Below are 20,281 nucleotides of genomic sequence, written 5' to 3'. Positions count from 1 at the left end.
TTGCACATTTTACAGCAGTGTCACGTGTTTTTCTAATACTTAGCCTTCTCTTCGGAATTTGTGATCCCAAAGCAGTACCGGGATTTGAAATCTCCTGTAGACTGAGATAATAATTCCAGAAAATATCACAGCATGACAACAAATAATTCTTTTGCCTTTTTTTGTGGCAAAACCAAAAGCTTCATCTTTTACCGGGGTCACAACTCAACTCCGACCGAAAAATCTTATCTTAACCGAGTGAAATTGAGGTAAATTTGTAGATGAAAATCTACTTGGCATTCTTGAATATTAATGAAACAATAAACAGCCGTGAACATTCTAAAAGAATTGAAACCAAGAAAGGCATTGAATAAAGCCTTCTTAAAAGTAAAACCAAACAGGACTGAAATTGAAAGTTTCAAAGCCAATCTCATAACTTTACTTGACAGGACAAATGACTCAGAAAGCGAAGAGTTTCATAAAAACCTTGTCATTGACTTTTTAAAGAAAACCTATTACGACCCAAACCATTTTATAAATACCAAAGGTAGAAACGACCTTGTTATTCACAGCGGACAAAATGCAGGCTCAACAGTTGGAGTGATCATTGAAGCCAAAAAACCGACCAATAGAGCGGAAATGATTACCACCAAACGAATAAATGCAAAAGCATTTCAGGAATTAGTGCTGTATTACCTGCGTGAGAGAATTACACACAAAAACCTTGAAGTAAAACATCTGGTGGCTACCAACATAAACGAATGGTTCATTTTTGATGCTACCCTATTCGACAGGCTTTTTGCTCAAAACAAAAATCTTGTAAAACAATTTGTCGACTTTGAAGGCTTGCGCTTGGCAGATAAAAAAACCGATTTTTTCTACAAACAAATTGCCGAACCGTTTATCCACAGCACTACTGCTGAAATTGAATTTACCTATTTCAACATTCAGGATTTTCAAAAACCGTTGCGCAATGCCGACAAAGCAGACGACAATTCGCTGATTGCTTTATTCAAATTGTTGTCGCCGGAGCATCTTTTAAAACTTCCGTTCGCCAACGACAGCAACAGCCTTGATAAACGCTTTTACAGCGAGTTGTTGCACATCATCGGCTTGAACGAAACCAAAGAAGGAAGTAAAAAACTGATTGAACGAAACAAAGCAGGTGAACGACACACAGGAACAATCTTGGAAGATGCCGTCATTCAGCTTGACAGCTTAGATAAACTCAGCCGATTGGAAAAACCAAACCAATTCGGCAACACACAACAAGAGCGACTTTTTAATGTTGCTCTTGAACTTTCGATTACCTGGATAAACCGCATTTTGTTTTTGAAGTTGTTGGAAGCACAACTCATTACCTATCACAAAGGCGACAAATCTTTTTCGTTTCTCAATCTTGACAAAATCAAGAACTATGACGACCTGAACAGCTTGTTTTTTCAGGTATTAGCTCGAAAATTTGATGAACGAAACGACGATGTAAAAAAGGCATTTGAAAAAGTACCGTACTTAAATAGTTCGCTTTTTGAACCAACCGATATTGAACAGGTTACTTTGTTTATCAGCAATTTGAAAGACGATAAAACCATTCCGATTTTTTCGCAAACTGTGCTGAAAGACCAGCAAGGCAAAAAACGGACAGGCAATATTTCTACGCTTCAATATCTATTTGAATTTTTAGATGCTTATGATTTTGGAGCCGAAGGCGGAGAAGAAATTCAGGAAGACAACAAAACGCTGATTAACGCTTCGGTGCTCGGATTGATTTTCGAGAAAATAAATGGCTACAAAGACGGTTCGTTTTTCACGCCCGGTTTCATCACCATGTATATGTGCCGTGAAACCATTCGCAAAGCCGTTGTGCAGAAATTCAACGAAAGCAAAAAATGGAATTGCACAACGCTTGAAGAACTTTACGACAAAATAGAAGACCGAAAAGAAGCCAACAAAATTGTAAACAGCATCAAAATATGCGACCCTGCCGTTGGTTCAGGACACTTTTTAGTTTCGGCACTCAATGAAATGATTGCCGTTAAAAACGACTTGAAAATTCTGCAAGACCGTGACGGAAAACGCCTGAAAGAATATCAGGTAGAAGTGGTAAATGATGAATTGATTGTAACAGACGAAGAAGGAGAACTTTTTGAATACAACCCAAGCAACAAAGAAAGTCAGCGCATACAGGAAACACTTTTTCATGAAAAGCAAACCATTATTGAAAACTGCCTTTTCGGTGTGGACATCAATGCCAACTCGGTAAAAATTTGCCGTTTGCGTTTGTGGATTGAGCTTTTGAAAAATGCGTATTACAAGAACGCCACCGAACTTGAAACTCTTCCGAACATTGACATCAACATAAAATGCGGTAACTCTTTAGTAAGCCGTTTTGCCATTGATGCCGACTTGAAACAAGCCTTGAAAAAAAGCAAGTGGACGATTGACAGCTACCGAATAGCTGTTGACACTTACCGCAACGCTGAAAGCAAGGAACAGAAAAGAGAAATGGAACGGTTGATTGCCGACATTAAATCGGATTTCAGAAGTGAAATTTCGTTGAACGACCCGAAAGTAAAGAAACTACGTAAACTTTCAGGCGACTTGTATCAAATGACCAATCAGGGGCAACTTTTTGAAATGAGCAAAAAAGAAAAAGCGGATTGGAACAAGAAAGTACAGCAGCTCAGCGCAGAAATCAAGAAGCTCGAAACCGAAATTGAAGAAATAAAAGCCAACAAGATTTTTGAAAATGCTTTTGAGTGGCGTTTTGAATTTCCCGAAGTGCTGAATGATGAGGGCGATTTTGTGGGATTTGATGTGGTTATTGGAAATCCGCCTTATGGTCTATTTAATAAAAAACAGAATAAGAAAGTTGCTTTAACAACAGACGATTTAACAATAGAACTACTTAAAAACAAATATCCTGAAGCTACAGGTGGCGTAATAAACGCAGCAAGAATATTTTTAGCATTTAGTTATACAATAAGTTCAGACATTGGATTTCAATGTATGATTATCCCTTACGGAATTTTAACAGATACAACATCAGTAAATTTAAGAAAGCATATTTTTTTAAACCACTCTTTAATAAAAGTAGATGCTTTCCCTGAAAGAGACAATGCAAGCAGAAGGGTTTTTGAAGATGTTAAAATGTCAACAGCAATCCTATTAACATCCAAAAGAAAAGCGGATAATTTATTTGATATTGGAATTTCCTACGACAGAACAATAAGTAATAATCGTTCTAATTTTAGTGCAAACGACTTAATAAAACTAAACTCAGACTTAGTTCAGATTCCGTTAACTGACACCAAATCTTTTAATTTATTGGTAAAAGTTTATTCCACAAACAATGTAGTTAAACTTGGTAGCATATCACCTTGTTTAACAGGAGAAATAGATATGACATTTGGCAAACCTGCAATGACACAAAACCAATCAGATGCTATGTTGTTAAAAGGAGTTCAATTAGACAGGTTTATCGTTAAAACAAAAAAAGAACAAATCTCTCAAGGCGAAATTGAATTCGTCAATTTGAAAAAATTATCAATTATTATTTCGGACAAAAAACTTTCTGATACTTCAAAACGAAGAATTGCATTGCAAGGTTTAACGGGAGTAAATGAATCAAGAAGGATTAAAGCGAATATTGTTGATAGTAATATATTTTTAGCCAATTCTTGCAACTACTTATTGGAACCTTCAAATTGCAAATTAGAATTATTGCTTTGTTGGTTAAACTCTAATCTTCTAAATTTCATTTTTAAAGCACGTAGCACTAGTAGTAACGTAAACGGATACGAAGTTGACAACTTACCATTTTGTTTTAGTGAATATGATAGCGAATTAATTGAAATTACTAATGCCATAATATCTAAAAAATCAATTAACATCAATTCAGATACTTTTGACTTAGAAAGAAAAATCGACCAAATTATTTATGGTATTTTCAAATTGACGGAAGAAGAAATTAAAATAATTGAGAACGCATAAATGATAACAGCTTTAATCATATTAGGAATTCTGACAGTGTTTATCATTGGCTTTGTTCAGGTTTACAATCGACATTCGAGAGTTGTAAAGAAAATTGATTTTGCAGGAGAATACAGAAATAAATTTGTTGAGTTTGCTAACAAGTATTTTCAAACTTATGACCGCTACAGCCGTTCAGGAGACTTTGATGGTGAATTATATGTTTGGTTAACAATGAACGTTAGCAAAATTCAAAGCAACTTAGGAACATTTGGTGTAATGGACTACATAGCACCATTTCAGACATACAGAGTTTCTAATTATCAAATCGTAATTAATACAATACCGAAATTTAGAGACGGCTCTGTAAAGGACTTTGACACTAATTCTGTTGACGATTGTTTGTTAAGATATATCGGCTATTTAAAAGAATACAGCCAAGCCACCCAAAAGAACTTGAGAAATCCGATTGTTTGGTTCCGTGAAGGTTTCAGGGAGATTTTAAGCGTTCCAATTTTTATACTCAGTTGGTTTGGCATCATCAGTAATCGGACAGTTAACTCAATAAAAGACAGTTTGATTTACAAAGTAATTGCAGGTCTTATTGCCTTGGTGACACTTGTAAGCGGACTTGTAACAATTGTAGTTGGTTACGAACAAGCATTAGAGTTTGTAAACAGACTTTTAGGAAAATGAGTATAGACATTCACGTTACGCAAGGCAATTGTTGCAGGTTGGATATTCGGTCGTGAGTATTCAGAAGGAACAGCAAAGGATTTGCTTTCACTTCCTACATCAAGAACAAAAATTTTGAATGCTAAATTCACCTTGTACATAATTTGGTGCCTGCTGCTTGTACTTTCAAATTTGTTACTCGCATTTTTTTTTTGGTGGCTTCTAAAACTATCCCTTTTGGACACAACTTTGCTGGCACAATCTCTGACAGCATATTTATTACAACGATTTTGACCATATTGGTTGGAGTGCCAATTGCATTTTTGCCATCTGGGGTACGGGCTTTCTTGAACCACTGGGTTTTTTTGCATAGACTTTAGTTTTTGCACAAATTATTGCCGCAAGAGGTTACGGCTCTTATATTCCGTGGTCCTTTCCCGGACTTACAGCGGATCTGGAGGGGAATACAAAATTTTGCTGGATAATTATAGTTACATAGTTTTAATACGCACAAGCATTGCCGGTTATATTGCACCGATAAGTTATTGGAACAATACAGGCCAAACAAAATAAACATGCACTACAGCGCTCTACCCCTCCTCCCCGCTGGCATAAGGTTTGCACTTATTCATTATTATTCACACATAAAACTAAACACTATGTCAAGAAAAATTTCTTTTATGCTACTGGCGGCTATGGCTTTTGTACTTACCAGTTGCGAAGCTATCGGCACTATTTTTAAAGCAGGTATGTACTGGGGCTTCATCGTGGTGGCATTGGTAATAGGGCTTATTATATGGCTTTTTACCAGAAGCAGAAAATAAAAACAGCAGTTTATTTATACACAAAAACTGTTAACAACATACTTTTTCTGTTAATAAACGGCAGTTTCAACCATTTTAAAGTGAATAATTTTTTAACTATTCCGGCATTTTCAGATTCTACCCGGCCACCGTTGAAATTATTCACTTTTTGACTATGTTATCTTAACGTTACGAGGCTGTGAATTGAAGATTTGAATAAAGTATCAACCCTTGTAGGTGAATTTGTGGATATACTTGGCTTTTCAACTAAAATCAATACTTTTGAGTGTAGAAAACTATGTGGATTAATGTATATAACTACTGCTTTATTCAATTCCAATATTGTGCATAAGTAAGTTATCCCGAAATTCACACTCATAATAGTAATAGCTTTTTTAAATAAATAAGTATAATATTTTTATTACAACGGTTATGAACATTGCATTTGAAAACGCGAAAAAAAATCTGCCGATCAAAGGTTTCCTGGATATGCCGGTCGATCCTTCACTGGATTTGTTTGTGGAGATCAAAAAACTGAAGGAAGAAAAAAATGCCATCATACTGGCGCATTATTATCAGGAAGCAGATATACAGGATGTGGCAGATTACCTGGGCGACAGCCTGGGTCTGGCGCAGCAGGCGGAGAAAACCAATGCAGACATGATCGTGTTTGCCGGCGTGCATTTTATGGCAGAAACGGCCAAGATATTAAACCCAACCAAAAAAGTAGTATTGCCGGACCTGAAAGCAGGATGCTCCCTGGCGGACAGCGCGCCCGCTGATGCTTTTAAAAAATTTAAAGAAGCGTACCCCGATCATATCGTGATCACTTATATCAACTGCACGGCAGAGATCAAATCGCTGAGTGATATTATCTGCACCAGCGGCAACGTAGAAAAAATTATTGAAAGCCTGCCTGCTGACCAGAAAATCATCTTCGCGCCGGACAGGAACCTGGGCGCTTACATCAACAAGAAAACAGGCAGGAATATGCTGCTTTGGGATGGCAGCTGTATAGTGCACGAGATTTTCAGTTTGGAGAAGATTTTGAGCCTTAAACAGGCCAATCCGGACGCAAAAATCATAGCCCACCCGGAATGCGAAGAAGTACTGCTAAACCATGCCGATTATATCGGCAGCACCACACAATTACTGAACTATACCAAAACAGATGCTGCACAAGCCTATATCGTAGCTACAGAAACCGGTATTCTGCACCAGATGGAGAAAAATTCTCCCCACAAAAAATTCATACCTGCACCGCCGGACAATGCCTGCGCTTGCAATGACTGCCCCTATATGAAGCTAAATACGCTTGAAAAATTATACTTGTGCATGAAGTACGAGCTGCCGGAAATTGCTATGGATGAGCAATTGCGCCTCGCTGCCAAAAAGCCTATCGACAGAATGCTGGAGATCAGCCGCCATGCGGGTCTTATCAAATGATCAGCTTTTAGTATCTTCCAGGAAAATACCTTGTTTTAGTTTTTCCCTGAAGGTGGGAGCTACATTTTTAGAAGAAAAATGGCTCAGGCATTTCTTAATGTACACGCCCAGTTCCACATCGCTCATGTAGAGCAGCGTGGTAAAATCCGGGCGGTATTTTTTTACAAACACATCCAGGTCATTTCCCGATAGGTTTATCAGGTTGGCAACATCTCTTTTATTGAAACGGTGATCGATATATTTTTCCTGCTCCAGCCATACGGCAAAGTCGCGGTAATGTTCTTTTCGCTTGTTTTTCCTGAATTGAAAGCTTTCTGCCAGCGTATTTACATCGAAATAAACGCCTACCGGTATAGGTATATTGCCGATTTTGGGTACGGAAGCTATATCTTCCAGTGCCGGCTTTTTGTAATTGAAAATATCTGCATAGTCGCGCCTGTTCTGAATACTGTCCAGCCGGTAATCTTTAGAATAAACAGTGATATCCGGGAGGTATCCCGGCGGGTTTTTTCTTTTTGCCAGGATATTGAGATGAATGGCAATTTCAAAGTTTTCCGGGTTAATGATGGTATCTACAGGAAATATTTTAGAGTTTCTGGTTTTATACCTGAAGTATATAGAATCTTTATTACCTGATACGGGAATTGTAAAATGCCCAAGGCTGTCGGTATAAGATGTGCTTCCAGAGGTAGTGAATACGCTCACATCAGGTAGCGGTGTCCTGAATGCATCTTCATACACAAAGCCGCTGATGCTTTTCTGTGCATAAGCGGTTGTAGTAAATATCAGCAATAAAAGGATAAAGGAATAGTACTTCTTCAAACCGGTAAATTATGTTAGTAATATTACTAAATAATCCTGTAAAGGTTTAATATACAATAAAAATTAACAAACTACATCACCTGCCCATATGTATCATCAATATTTGTATATCACTGGGATTTACGCCGCTGATACGGCTGGCCTGTCCCAAAGTCTGCGGACGGATTTTCTTCAGCTTTTGCATAGATTCCATGCTCAGCGCTGAGATCCTTTCGTAATCGAAGCTTTCCGGGATTTTCAGGTCTTCCATTTTATTGATGCGATCGGCTATTTCTTTTTCCTTTTCAATATACCTTTCATACTTCAGTTGAATCTCTGCCTGCTCAATATATTCTTTTTTATTATTTAAAATTTCTTTTAAGTGAGGTGCAGCCTGTATAATAGCGCCCAGGTTAACGGACGGACGCAGTATTAATTTCGTAAGTTTTTGTTTTTCAATAAGTTGCGATGAGTCAATGCTTGCAAGATAGGAATTTATTTCACCAGGTTGTATGAAAATGCTATCCAGTAGCTTTATGATCCGGCCCACTTCTGCTGTCTTTTGTTGCACCAGTGCATGTCTTTCCTCGCTCGCCAGGCCAAGTTGATAGCTCATTTCAGTCAGCCTGAGGTCAGCGTTATCCTGCCTGAGCAGGGTTCTGAATTCTGCCCTGCTGGTAAACATCCGGTAAGGCTCATCTGTACCCTTGCTGATGAGGTCATCTATTAATACACCAATGTAGGCTTCATTCCTTTTCAAGACCAGCGGTTCTTGTTGATGTATTTTCTGGTGCGCATTGATGCCTGCCATCAATCCCTGGCATGCAGCCTCTTCGTAGCCTGTGGTACCGTTGATCTGCCCGGCAAAGAATAAGTTTTCTACCAGTTTTGTTTCGAGCGAATATTTGAGCTGTGTCGGGGGGAAATAGTCATATTCAATAGCGTAGCCGGGGCGGAACATTTTCATATTTTCAAAACCGGGCACGCATTTCAATGCTTTGTATTGCACTTCTTCCGGCAAAGAGGTGGAAAAACCGTTTACATAAATTTCGTAGGTATCAAAGCCTTCAGGCTCTACAAATAACTGGTGTCGTTCTTTGTCTGCAAACCTGTTGATCTTGTCTTCTATACTTGGGCAATACCTGGGGCCTGTGCCCCCGATACGGCCGGTATACATGGGGCTTCTGTCAAAGCCTGTCCTCAGTATATCGTGAACTTTGCTGTCTGTATAAGTTATATGGCAACTAAGTTGTTTTTCTTTGGTGAGTTTTTCAATAGGCAAATAGGAGAAACCGCTGATGACCTCATCGCCGGGTTGAAGTTCCATCTTCGAGTAATCCAGGCTTCTGCCATCAATGCGTGGCGGCGTACCGGTCTTTAACCTGCGGCTTTCAAAGCCTTCTTGTACCAGTTGTTCCGTAATACCTGATGACGCTTTTTCAGCGATCCTTCCACCCCCCATTCTCTTTTCGCCAATATGGATTACGCCATTCAGGAAGGTTCCGCTGGTAATGATTACTGCTTTGGCTTTAATCTCATGGCCTAAACCCGTTTTTACCCCATAGCATAATTTTTCCTTGATCAGCAATCCGGTTACCGTATCCTGGTAAAAATCTATATTGGGTGTATTTTCCAGCATTTTACGCCATTCCATGGAGAAAAGCATCCTGTCGTTCTGCGATCTGGGCGACCACATGGCAGGGCCTTTGCTTTTGTTAAGCATACGGAATTGCAACATACTTTTATCTGAAACTATGCCGCTGTACCCGCCCATAGCATCTATTTCCCGCACAATTTGCCCTTTGGCTATGCCTCCCATTGCCGGGTTGCAGCTCATTTGAGCAATTGTATTCATATTCATGGTAATCAGCAGTACTTTGTTGCCTAAATTAGCCGCAGCTGCAGCTGCCTCTCCGCCTGCATGCCCTGCTCCGGCAACAATCACATCATATTCTATAAACATTTAGTCTTTTAAATTTATGCAAAATTACATCAATTATCACAAAAGCATTGTTCCACGTGGAACGTATCGGTTAATTTATAGAAAAATGTTCCACGTGGAACGCTGAAGTTTAATTGAACTGTATTGCTTAAATTCTTTATTTTTACCCTTAAAGATATATACAATGTTAAGTGAACTAACTATACAGAACTACGCAATAATAGACCATATACATATTGAGCTGCATCAGGGATTAAATATAATCACTGGAGAAACCGGGGCTGGTAAAAGTATTATTATGGGAGCTCTTGGTTTGGTACTGGGTAACCGTGTAGACAGCTCTGTACTGAAAAATAATAGCGGAAAGTGCATAATAGAAGCTTTATTTAAGATAAAAAATGACGATATACTGAGATTTGTAACGGATAATGACCTGGATGCAGAAGATGATACAATTTTAATACGCAGAGAAGTAACTGCTACCGGAAAATCAAGAAGTTTTATCAACGATACGCCTGTAAACTTGTCTGATTTAAAAACAATAACCTCTTTTCTCATAGACCAACACCAGCAGTTTGATAACCTCTTATTAGGAAAAAATACTTTCCAGCAGAAAATTGTAGATAGCCTGGCCAAGAATGCTACATTGCTCACTCAATACCAAGGCTATTTTCACCGCTGGCAGAAAGCTAAATCGGAACTGGAAATATTGATGCAAAAGAAAAACACTTTCAACCGTGAGCTGGATTTTATACAATTTCAGTACAACGAATTAGAAGAAATTAATCTAAAGGAAAATGAGCTGGAGGAACTGGAAAATGAAATTAAACTATTGGAAAATGCCGGTGATATTAAATCTATCCTGAATAAAATAAGCTTTAACCTGTATGAAGATGAAAACTCTGTAATAAATATATTGAAGAATCTGAACCAGGAACTGAAGAATTACCTCATTACCCAAGAAATAGAAAGTATTGCAGAAAGGCTGAAAAGCGCCGAGATAGAGCTCAAAGACCTTGCTTTAGAATCTGCTTCAGCAGGCGATGCGCACAACTTTGATGCGGAAAAGCTGGAAATTATCAACGACAGGTTATCGGCCGGCTATAAACTATTAAAAAAGCACAATGTACTTACAACCAATGAACTTTTATCAATCAAAAACACCCTCGAACTCAAGTTACAGGATGTCTTGAATATTGATAGTGAAATAGAAAAAGTAAAGGAGCAGGTTTCCGCGCTTGAAGCACAAAGTATGGATTTAGCCATTGAGATCTCCGGCAGAAGAAAAGAACAGGTAAACAGGATCGAAGAAACTGTAAATGCTTTATTAGTATGTGTAGGCATGCCAAACGCGCGTTTGCAGGTGCAGGTTGTTTCTAATAATGAATTGAAAATAAACGGTTTAGATGATATTTTGTTTCTATTCGATGCAAACAAGACCGGTAATTTCGAATCTGTCGATAAGGTGGCCAGCGGGGGAGAGCTTAGCAGGCTAATGCTTTGTATAAAATCTATGGTGGCTAAGGATATTGATATGCCTACCCTTATATTCGATGAAATTGATACCGGTATCAGCGGGGAAGCTGCCAGGCAGGTAGGGATCATTATGCAGGAGCTGGCCGGCAACCTGCAGGTAATATCCATTACACACCAGCCACAGATAGCAGCGCTTGCAGACGCGCATTATTTCGTCTATAAAAAAGAAAATGAAAAACAGGAAATCAATACCCGGATAAGGCTGCTTGAGACCCAGGAACGCATAGCACAAATAGCACAAATGATCAGCGGGGCCAATCCGTCTGCGGCAGCCATTAATAACGCAAAAGAATTATTGGCCAAATCAAAATAATGGCAGATATTTGTTGTTTAAACAGTAATCAAAACTAATTATGACCGGGACCGGATGTCTATTCGGTCTCTTTATATTTCTGCAACGGGATGTTTTCTACTTCTTTTATACTTTTAAATCCACCTGAAATATTACGCAGGTTGTGAATGCCTTCCCGCTTTAGCAGCGATGCAGCTATAACACTGCGGTAGCCGCCTGCACAATGTAGGTAAAGATTGTCTTCATCCTCAAAATTAGCCGTTATTGCCGGGTCATTAACCTGTTCAACCGGTATATTCAAAGCATTCTTTACAAAACACTGGTTGTATTCTTCGGGTGTGCGCACATCTATGATCACCATTTTCTCATCAAAAGGTATATCCATAGCTAATTCATCCGCCTCAATATCTATGATCATATCTACAGGTTCATGCGCTTCTTTCCATACGGCATAGCCGCCTTCTAAATATCCTGATACGCTGAAACCCGCATCCTGCAACTGTTTCAAAGAGGTGCTCTCTTCGCCTTCATTAGTTACCAGCAGTAATTGTTTGCCCGCAGGTAAAATCTTTTTTGCCCATTCCTCAAACTTTTCACCCAAGCCTATAAACACAGATCCGGGAATAAAACCTCCTGTAAATTCGGTTGGCTTCCTGGTATCTATAATCAGCACATTCGTTTGTTGTGAAAGAGCTTTAAAAGCTGCAAGGGTCAGGGATTGTGACATAGTATTAATTTTATGTGGATGTCAGATGCAAAAAGTGTATATATACAGATTTTTTGAGCTGCATATATACACTGTTTGAAAAAATATTTTAAAGATTACTTTAAAAGTTCGTCTACGATTCTGATAACAAAGCCAAGACGATCGTGATTGATGTTGTAGTATATAAACTTACCATCTCTTTTGGTGGTTACAAACCCCGCTCTTCTTAAAATTGCCAGGTGCTGGGAAACCACAGATTGCTCCAGTCGCAGCTTTACGTATATTTCTGTAACCGTAATTTTTTCTTCGGTCTGTATAAGTTTTAATATTTGCAGCCTCAGTTTGTGATTGATTGCTCTTAGGATAAGTGAAGCTTTTTTTAATTTCAAAATATCAATCAGTATGGGTTCGCCGGACTCGTTGTTCTTAATTTCTATAACGTTGTTTGTGGATGTCATGAATAGTAAAATTTGATTGTGTATTGATATTAGGTTGATAAAGTTAATGTTATAATTATAATTATTCTCTTAAATGTTTACAAAACTTTCATAAAAATTATTTGGTTGCGGCTTTGGTGTAGAAAGATTTGATGTAATATGGTTCAGCGTAAGCCACATCTGCAAATTCTTTTTCATGGAATTTATTAATAGCTAATGTATTTAATCCTTCATGAATGTGTGATACCGTAGTATAGCGCGCATTGGGCCTATTGGCTGCAGCTTTCCATTTAGGCATACCGCTGCCAAAAAACAGAATATCCTTATTGCTGAATTCTTGAAAAGTATTTTCAGTAAGCACCACGGCCGCTGCAGGATATATATTTTCCAGAGATGCGTTGTAAACCGCTGTAAAGACTTCCATTCTGCGTGCATCTATCATGGGGCAATACAGCAAATCTTCCTGCCTGAATTGCAGTATGGCGTTTTTTGCCATCACATCCAGTGTATTGAGCGCTATGAGTGGCTTGTTTAAGGCATACGCAATTCCTTTGGCAGAGGCCAGCCCTACACGCAGGCCGGTGTAGCTTCCGGGGCCGATACTTACTGCAATGGCATCTACCTGCAGTAGAGCAATACCGGTTTCGCGTACCATAGCCTCAATAGCAGGCTGTACAAAAGATGCGTGACTTTTTTGATCCGCATTTTCAGTAAAATAAATGATTTTTTCATCATCTCCCATACAAACTACTGCCCTTTCAGTTGCAGTATCTATAGAAAGTATCAATGCCATTTTTAAGGTTTAAACATACAAATATAATATAAATAAAATTTATTTTTTTGACCGGCATGTAAGGCAATATTTATTATATTCGGGCAAATTTTTCGTATGTCAAAAGAAATTATCAATACTTCTAATGCCCCGGCTCCTATAGGCCCGTACAACCAGTCAGTGAAAGCAAACGGTTTCTTATTTGTCAGCGGCCAGATAGCCATTATCCCTGAAACCAATGAACTGGAAATGCGTGGCGTAAAGGAAGAGACCAGGCAGGTGATGGAAAATATCAAAGCAATCTTAACTGAAGCAGGGCTTGGCTTTGAGCATGTGGTTAAGTGTTCTATTTTCTTGAACGATATGGGATTATTTACCTATGTAAATGAAGTTTACGGAAGCTACTTTACAGAGGGAGGCGCTCCTGCCCGTGAAACAGTGGCTGTACAGACATTGCCTAAAAACGTAAATGTGGAGATCAGCGTAATAGCTGCTTATTAGTTTATAACAAAGCTGTCAGCATCCTGCAGGAAGGGAAAAGAGGACCTTACTTTTTCAAGAATATTCTTTTCAAGCGTTATGGTGAAGATATCTTCTGCATCTTCTTTCGTGTAAATTATATCACCGAAAGGTGAAATAATACTGCTGCTGCCTGAATACGCAAGCCCGTAATTGGCATCAATGCCCACGCGGTTTACACCCACTACATAGCATTGGTTTTCTATGGCACGCGCCTGTAATAAGGTATTCCAGTGCATTATCCGTGATTTGGGCCAGTTGGCTACATTCAGCAGTATATCATATTCTGGCTGTCCGTCTTTTATATTTTGCCTGGTCCATACAGGAAATCTGATATCGTAACAGATCTGTGTATTGATCTTCCAGCCGTTTACAGAAAAAATAAAACGTTTATTGCCGGGCGCATAGTGCTTATGTTCATGCGCAAAAGAAAACAGGTGCCGTTTGTCGTAGTGCCCGAACTGCCCGTTGGGATACATGCAGATGAGCCTGTTGAAAAACTTTCCGTTGTCTTCTATCATCAGGCTGCCGATAATAATGATTCTTTCCTGCTGCGCCATGGCGCGCATCCACTGTAATGCAGAGCCATCCATAGTTTCAGCCATGGATGTGTTTAAAGAAAAACCTGTGGTGAACATTTCAGGCAATACTACTATTTCTTTCTTTTCCCGTACAGAGCGTATTTTTGCTGTAAACATTTCCAGGTTAGCCGCAATGTTTTCCCAATGAATATCAGATTGTATGGTGGTAATGGTGAGCGAGGCCATACGCTAAATTAGTTCTATATTCGGATCCCAGAACATTTCTTGGAAGTTTTTTATACAGTTGTTTTCAATTACAGCGCCTTCCTGCTGCAGCAGTCTCTCCATCTTTTCCGGCGGATCAAAATGTGCTTTGCCGCTTAGCATGCCGTTCCTGTTTACCACACGGTGCGCCGGCACATCTTCAATTGCACCCGCTGCATTCATTGCCCAGCCAACCATGCGCGCGGAAGAGCCCGCCCCCAGGTACCTGGCAATACTGCCATAGCTTGTGACCCTTCCTTTTGGTATAAGTTTTACCAGCTCCCAAACATCTTCAAAAAAGTTTGTCCTGTTTATATAGGTATATTTTCCCGGCATCAGGTAAGGTGATCGTTTTCTTCAATGAATTTTTCTTTGAGCGCTGTTTCCTTTTCTACGGGCAAAGGCTTATTGAGCTTAAAAGCTATATGATGCACTGTATTTTTGCCGGCTATATCCATTTTTTCATAGTGTGTTTGAATGGTTAGATCCTGCGGGATGCTGGCTGAACCGTACACATTATCATTATCTTCTACAAGCGCTAACCCATACAGATCAATGATCATGCGGGTAAAGAAATACAGGTTGGGGCTGTCGGTTTTCAGGTGTACAATGCCCTCAGGCTTCAGGAATTGCTGGTAGAGCCTCAGGTAGCGCGGATGCGTCAGCCTCTTTTTCATTTTAGAGTTGCGCAATTGCGGGTCAGGAAAGGTGATCCATATTTCATCCACTTCATCCTTTGCAAAGTAATTGGTTACTTTATCTATGTGCGAACGGATAAAAGCCACATTGCCCAAACCCTCTTCCAGCGCGGTTTTGGCGCCTACCCATATCCGGTTGCCTTTCAGGTCTATACCTATAAAATTTCTGTTTGCATACAATCTTCCCAGGCCGACCGCATACTCGCCTTTGCCGCAGGCAAGCTCCAAAGTAAGCGGGTTATTATTCTTAAAAAAGCCGTTCCAGTTGCCCTGCATGTTTTCCGGGTAGATAAGCACATTCGGGAATGTTTCTATCTCTGCAAAACGTTGTAATTTTTTTTGTACCATTTGCCAAAGATAACCTGAAAATATTTCGGTTACAATGGTTTCGGCGGTTTTGTTCCCTGGATCACATCAGGGTCAGCCAATACATCTTCATCAGGTATTCCGGCAGGCTTTGCCGTGGTATCTGTTAATGGCAACGAAGCGCCTGCAGGGGCATTCGTTATTTTGGAAACTGCATTCAGGAATTGCAGTATAGCTGCCAGGCTATTCTGGTTATTGTTTATCAAACGTAATGAGAATGCCCCTTTTGAGCTGTTGCCTGCAAGCTTATCGCTGTACAGGTAGAAATCTCTGAAGGTGGTTTTTGCCAGCGGGTAGCTGCTCTCGGCAGGAAATTTTGTATGCAGTTGCTGAAAAATCGTCTGACCGTCAAGATAAAAAGCCAATACCTTGTTTTGCAGCTTAGGCTGTATGTCCTGCGGTAAAGCAAATCCTGTAGCGGCTTGGTAAAACCTGTTGATAAAATCAGCAGACGAGCCATAGACCAGGTTGCTGTCAATTTTCATAACGCCCGGCGTACCTGCGTTTCCGAAGAATGGAACTGTAATGAAACCCGTAGTATTATTTATAAACCCTGTTGTGCCAAGCACGCTCACGATCTTATCCAGCGCGCTGCGGTTTTGTATGCCAGCAGACAGGATATAATTTCCTGAAAGCAATGATTTAAAGTTTGCCTGGGTAAGTTTATTCAATGGCATATTGGGTGTAATGTTGGAAGAGGCCAGTGCAAAATTTCCGCCTAATGCGCTCAAAGCCTCATCAGCCGTAATCCCCAGGGATCCCAGGTATTGCTCCGCCAATGCTTTGATGCCGGCGTATTCTGCCAGCGCTTTTAAAAGGTTTGGATTGACGGACAAAGAAAAGATACTCCCCGGCTGTTCAGGATACCTCTGTATCAGGTTCAGTGCATTGGCCGGCGAAGGGTTGTTCTGAATCATTGACTGGAATCCCTGACCGTAAACTGTTTGCATATCACCATCAACGCTGCCATTGTTGAAATTTATATTGCCGTAGGTATACGTATCTTTCAGCAGGATAGATAATTTAGATACTGCCAGCGTTGGATTGGTCAGCAGGAATGCTGCTGTGTTCATAAAGAAAGTAGCGTCTGCTGAGGGGTTCAGCGATTTATTAAAAATATCTTTCGCTCCCATAGACAGCTCTTTATTCATGGTAAAGAGCGTGAGCAATTGTTGCTCATCAGGGCTGCCGTTGATGAAAATAATGGTGTTATCATTCCATCCTACGGAAGAGTTATCGCCCGTGGTGAATGTAAAGTTTTCCGTGCGTTTTACCTGCGCGCCGGGCTGGAACTTAGAGAGATAAGCCAGTACAGCATCTTTGTTTTTCAGGGAAGCTACTGTGGCTGTCACAGATGTTTTACCGGTGGTGATAGAAGCTTTGGATTTCGTAAAAACATAAACGGGCTTATCAAGGTTTACCGCCTGCCGGGTAAGTTCCAGTTTTTGCCTGGCTGTTTCATCGCCGCCGGCTAAGGATGAAAAATCCATGTTGGCGCTTTGCAGCTTTTTCAGGATGTTATTCGCGTTGAGCGTAAGCACAAAGTTCGCATCAGCAGGAATATGCCTGGTCTGGTCGGTGGCTTCGTTTGGTTTACACGAAAATAAAAGGATGCTACAGAATATGATCGAAAATAATAGTGATAAGGTTTTCATTATTAATATCATTTGTGTTTAATAAAGGTAATCATTTTTAACGCCGGCAAATGTTGGCGTTCTATTAAAAGAATATTACCAAAAACTATGCAAACGTTTTACGTTTCAATCTAATGATATACATGGAAATATTCACTAATTTTATAGCTCAACAGATTTTCATCAAAAAAATTAAACGTATTTCTAATGAATAGATTCCACAGTTTATTTGTTGCTTTTATTATAGCTGTATTATTAACAGGATGCTATAATACAAAACCTGTAGCACAATCTCAAAGCATACCTGCCGGCAACAGGCAGATAGTTTTAGAAACTCCGAAAAGGCCCGCAGGCCAGCAGGACATGATCAACTTTGAGGCTCCCAAATTAGAGACTGTAAGGGTTGGTTTTATTGGCCTGGGTATGAGAGGCCCCGGCGCTGTAGAACGTTTTACGCATATTCCCGGAACAAAGGTAGTTGCGTTGTGCGACGTGCGTCCTGAAAGAGTGGAGGCAACCCAGGAAATTTTAGATAAAGCGGGTGTAGCGCGTGCAGCAGGATATTCCGGCAGCTTAGACGCCTGGAAGCAGCTCTGCGACAGGGACGATATTGACCTGGTATACATTGTTACCGACTGGGTACACCACGTGCCGATGGCGCTGTATGCCATGGAAAAAGGCAAGCACGTAGCGGTAGAAGTACCGGCTGCTATGAACATGAAAGACATCTGGGCGCTGATCAACACCTCTGAAAGAACGCGCAAACATTGTATGATGCTGGAGAACTGTGTATATGATTTCTTTGAATTAACCACGTTGAACATGGCACAGAACGGCGTATTCGGAGAGATCCTGCATACCGAAGGATCTTACATCCACAACCTGGCTGATTTCTGGAAGGCTTACTGGAACAACTGGAGACTGGATTACAACCAGAAGCACAGAGGAGATGTGTACCCTACACATGGTATTGGCCCTGCCTGCCAGTTGCTTGACATTCACCGCGGAGATAAAATGAACTACCTGGTTTCTATGGATACCAAAGCAGTAAACGGCCCTGAAGCCTGGAAACAAATGAAAGGAAGCTACCCCGATAAATTTGCCAACGGCGACCACACCATGACCATGATCCGCACGGAAAACGGTAAGACCATACAGATACAGCACAATGTGGTTACGCCACGACCTTACAGCAGGATGTACCAGCTTACAGCTACCAAAGGTTTTGCCAATAAATATCCTGTACAGGGCTATGCGCTTGAGCCATCCCAGGTATCATCTGACGTTACACCAAACCATGAAGATCTGAATTCGCACGGCTTTGTACCGGAAGATGTAAAGAATGCATTGATGAAAAAATATAAGCACCGCATACACCAGGAACTGGAAGAGCAGGCCAAGAAAGTAGGGGGCCACGGCGGCATGGATTTCATCATGGATTACCGTTTGGTTTACTGCCTGCGAAACGGCCTTCCGCTGGATATGGATGTGTATGATCTTGCGGAATGGAGCTGCCTGACAGAGCTATCAGCCATCTCCCTGGAAAACGGAAGCGCACCGGTGCAGATACCTGATTTCACCCGCGGAGGATGGAACAAAATAAAAGGTTACAGGCACGCCTTTGTAAAATAAACACCAACAACTAGAGCATAAATTAAAAAAGATCGGAAACTTCCCGATCTTTTTTAATTGGATATGCAGTAAAAATTTATTGCATTAAATCATACACTTCTTTGGCGATTTGTAATTCTTCGTTGGTAGGTATGATCAGGATTTTTACACGGCTGTTTGCAGACTGTATCTCCACTGCTTGTTTAGCGTGGTTCAAAGATTTATTCTTTTCTTCATCCATTTCAATACCCAGGTAGCTGAGTTCGCTACAGGCCATGCTGCGCATAAGCTCATCGTGTTCGCCCAGGCCGGCGGTAAATATCAGGGCATCCACGCCGTTGAGTACAGCGGTGTAGGAGCCAATGAATTTTTTTATGCGATAGGCATACATATCATAACAAAGCTGTGCATTAGCATCTCCCTTTTCCAGCATGTCGGTTACGTCTCTTGCGTCGCTGCTGCCTGCAATACCCAGCATGCCGCTTTGCTTATTGAACAATGTCTTTATTTCTTCGAAATCCATTCCCATCACCTGTCCCAGGTAGAAAACCACGGATGCATCTATGCTGCCGGTTCTGGTACCCATCATCAGCCCGTCGAGCGGCGTTAAGCCCATAGAAGTGTCTACGCAATGGCCTTCGCTGTTTACGGCCGACATGCTGGAGCCGTTGCCCAGGTGAATGGTAATGGCTTTCAGATCGTCTTTCTTCAGGTAATCGCGTGCAGTTTCGTACACATAACGGTGGCTGGTGCCGTGGAATCCGTAAACACGTAAGTGATGTTCTTTATAATATTTTTCCGGGATGGCGAAGCGGTAAGCTTTTGGCGGCATTGTCTGGTGAAAGGCGGTATCTAATACGGCAAAGTGTTTGGCTGCAGAGAATATCTTCATGCCCACTTTAATGCCTGCCAGGTGCCCGGGGTTGTGCAATGGCGAAAGCGGAATCGTCTCTTCTATCTTACGGATAATATCATCATTGATCAATTCTGTTTTTACCAGCGATTCACCGCCATGTACTACCCGGTGGCCTACAGCCAGTATTTCTTCAGGATTGTGAATTACCCCTACTTCTTTATCGGTGAGCAGTTCAGCAACCATTTTCATGGCGTCTTCATGGTTGGGTATGTCCTGCTCTATGATCTTTACTTTTTCTTCACCGTTAATTTTCGCTTTGTGTTTAATGTTTCCCGCGTCAATACCTATTCTCTCCACCAATCCTACGGCAAGGACTTCTTTTGTTTCTGTATTCAACAGTTGGTATTTGATGGAAGAACTGCCGGAATTGATTACTAAAATATCCATATAA

18 protein-coding genes are annotated in these 20,281 nt (G+C 40.6%); 8 read left to right on the top strand and 10 right to left on the bottom strand.

The window, feature by feature from the left end:
* Positions 1-309 precede the first annotated feature (309 nt).
* The 5 genes from OD355_RS03100 to nadA all read left to right on the top strand — a co-directional run bounded on the left by OD355_RS03100 (position 310) and on the right by nadA (position 6,875).
* Positions 310-3,972 carry a DUF7149 domain-containing protein gene (locus OD355_RS03100; RefSeq protein ID WP_263036987.1) on the top strand — a complete coding sequence of 1,221 codons (3,663 nt, stop codon included), beginning with the start codon at positions 310-312 and terminating at the stop codon, positions 3,970-3,972.
* Positions 3,973-4,647, top strand: coding sequence for a hypothetical protein (locus OD355_RS03095; RefSeq protein WP_263036986.1), 675 nt, complete (start codon positions 3,973-3,975; stop codon positions 4,645-4,647).
* Between the two features lie 27 nt (positions 4,648-4,674).
* Positions 4,675-4,920, top strand: coding sequence for an ABC transporter permease (locus tag OD355_RS13920; protein ID WP_396327192.1), 246 nt, complete (start codon positions 4,675-4,677; stop codon positions 4,918-4,920).
* Between the two features lie 365 nt (positions 4,921-5,285).
* A complete protein-coding gene (locus OD355_RS03090; RefSeq protein ID WP_263036985.1) occupies positions 5,286-5,450 on the top strand; it encodes a phosphatidate cytidylyltransferase in 165 nt (54 codons plus the stop codon).
* A 411-nt stretch (positions 5,451-5,861) separates the two neighbouring features.
* Positions 5,862-6,875 carry a quinolinate synthase NadA gene (gene nadA / locus OD355_RS03085; RefSeq protein ID WP_263036984.1) on the top strand — a complete coding sequence of 338 codons (1,014 nt, stop codon included), beginning with the start codon at positions 5,862-5,864 and terminating at the stop codon, positions 6,873-6,875.
* Here nadA and OD355_RS03080 read toward each other — a convergent pair whose 3' ends face one another.
* Both OD355_RS03080 and mnmG read right to left on the bottom strand, forming a co-directional pair.
* Positions 6,876-7,697, bottom strand: coding sequence for a hypothetical protein (locus OD355_RS03080; protein WP_263036983.1), 822 nt, complete (start codon positions 7,695-7,697; stop codon positions 6,876-6,878).
* A gap of 76 nt (positions 7,698-7,773) precedes the next feature.
* The gene (mnmG, locus tag OD355_RS03075; protein ID WP_263036982.1) at positions 7,774-9,639 is read right to left on the bottom strand and encodes a tRNA uridine-5-carboxymethylaminomethyl(34) synthesis enzyme MnmG; all 1,866 of its coding nucleotides are present in this window, start codon (positions 9,637-9,639) and stop codon (positions 7,774-7,776) included.
* A 163-nt stretch (positions 9,640-9,802) separates the two neighbouring features.
* On the opposite strand from mnmG, the gene recN reads away from it, so the two are divergent.
* Positions 9,803-11,467, top strand: a complete 1,665-nt coding sequence (recN, locus tag OD355_RS03070) for a DNA repair protein RecN (protein WP_263036981.1) — start codon at positions 9,803-9,805, stop codon at positions 11,465-11,467.
* A gap of 58 nt (positions 11,468-11,525) precedes the next feature.
* Here recN and OD355_RS03065 read toward each other — a convergent pair whose 3' ends face one another.
* The 3 genes from OD355_RS03065 to tsaB all read right to left on the bottom strand — a co-directional run bounded on the left by OD355_RS03065 (position 11,526) and on the right by tsaB (position 13,382).
* Complete coding sequence (locus tag OD355_RS03065; RefSeq protein WP_263036980.1) at positions 11,526-12,173, bottom strand: rhodanese-like domain-containing protein; 648 nt, start codon at positions 12,171-12,173, stop codon at positions 11,526-11,528.
* 95 nt (positions 12,174-12,268) lie between these two features.
* Positions 12,269-12,610 (bottom strand): ArsR/SmtB family transcription factor, encoded by a 342-nt coding sequence (locus tag OD355_RS03060; protein WP_263036979.1) that lies wholly within the window; start codon positions 12,608-12,610, stop codon positions 12,269-12,271.
* A 97-nt stretch (positions 12,611-12,707) separates the two neighbouring features.
* Complete coding sequence (gene tsaB, locus OD355_RS03055; RefSeq protein WP_263036978.1) at positions 12,708-13,382, bottom strand: tRNA (adenosine(37)-N6)-threonylcarbamoyltransferase complex dimerization subunit type 1 TsaB; 675 nt, start codon at positions 13,380-13,382, stop codon at positions 12,708-12,710.
* A 96-nt stretch (positions 13,383-13,478) separates the two neighbouring features.
* On the opposite strand from tsaB, the gene OD355_RS03050 reads away from it, so the two are divergent.
* Positions 13,479-13,862, top strand: coding sequence for a Rid family detoxifying hydrolase (locus tag OD355_RS03050; protein ID WP_263036977.1), 384 nt, complete (start codon positions 13,479-13,481; stop codon positions 13,860-13,862).
* Here the strand turns inward: OD355_RS03050 and OD355_RS03045 are convergent.
* From OD355_RS03045 to OD355_RS03030, 4 genes are read right to left on the bottom strand one after another with little or no spacing between them, the layout of a single operon-like run.
* Positions 13,859-14,647: an amidohydrolase gene (locus OD355_RS03045; protein ID WP_263036976.1), complete on the bottom strand. Its 789-nt coding sequence runs from the start codon at positions 14,645-14,647 to the stop codon at positions 13,859-13,861. The genes OD355_RS03050 and OD355_RS03045 overlap by 4 nt on opposite strands.
* 3 nt (positions 14,648-14,650) lie before the next feature.
* Positions 14,651-15,001 (bottom strand): MGMT family protein, encoded by a 351-nt coding sequence (locus OD355_RS03040; protein ID WP_263036975.1) that lies wholly within the window; start codon positions 14,999-15,001, stop codon positions 14,651-14,653.
* On the bottom strand, positions 15,001-15,711 hold the full coding sequence (gene trmB / locus OD355_RS03035) for a tRNA (guanosine(46)-N7)-methyltransferase TrmB (RefSeq protein WP_263036974.1): 711 nt from the start codon (positions 15,709-15,711) through the stop codon (positions 15,001-15,003). The genes OD355_RS03040 and trmB overlap by 1 nt, the downstream gene beginning before the upstream one ends.
* A 29-nt stretch (positions 15,712-15,740) precedes the next feature.
* Entirely contained in the window at positions 15,741-17,384 is a 1,644-nt protein-coding gene (locus OD355_RS03030; RefSeq protein WP_263036973.1) for a DUF4836 family protein, read from the bottom strand.
* A 186-nt stretch (positions 17,385-17,570) separates the two neighbouring features.
* Here OD355_RS03030 and OD355_RS03025 point away from each other — a divergent pair, with 186 nt between their 5' ends.
* Positions 17,571-18,995: a Gfo/Idh/MocA family protein gene (locus tag OD355_RS03025; RefSeq protein ID WP_263036972.1), complete on the top strand. Its 1,425-nt coding sequence runs from the start codon at positions 17,571-17,573 to the stop codon at positions 18,993-18,995.
* A 76-nt stretch (positions 18,996-19,071) separates the two neighbouring features.
* Here the strand turns inward: OD355_RS03025 and OD355_RS03020 are convergent, their stop codons facing one another.
* Positions 19,072-20,277: an acetate/propionate family kinase gene (locus tag OD355_RS03020; protein WP_263036971.1), complete on the bottom strand. Its 1,206-nt coding sequence runs from the start codon at positions 20,275-20,277 to the stop codon at positions 19,072-19,074.
* Positions 20,278-20,281: the final 4 nt, after the last annotated feature.

It is taken from the genome of Haoranjiania flava, from assembly GCF_025631005.1.
GTDB classification, from domain to species: Bacteria; Bacteroidota; Bacteroidia; order Chitinophagales; family Chitinophagaceae; genus Haoranjiania; species Haoranjiania flava.
This window is presented reverse-complemented; position numbering and strand designations above follow the sequence as displayed.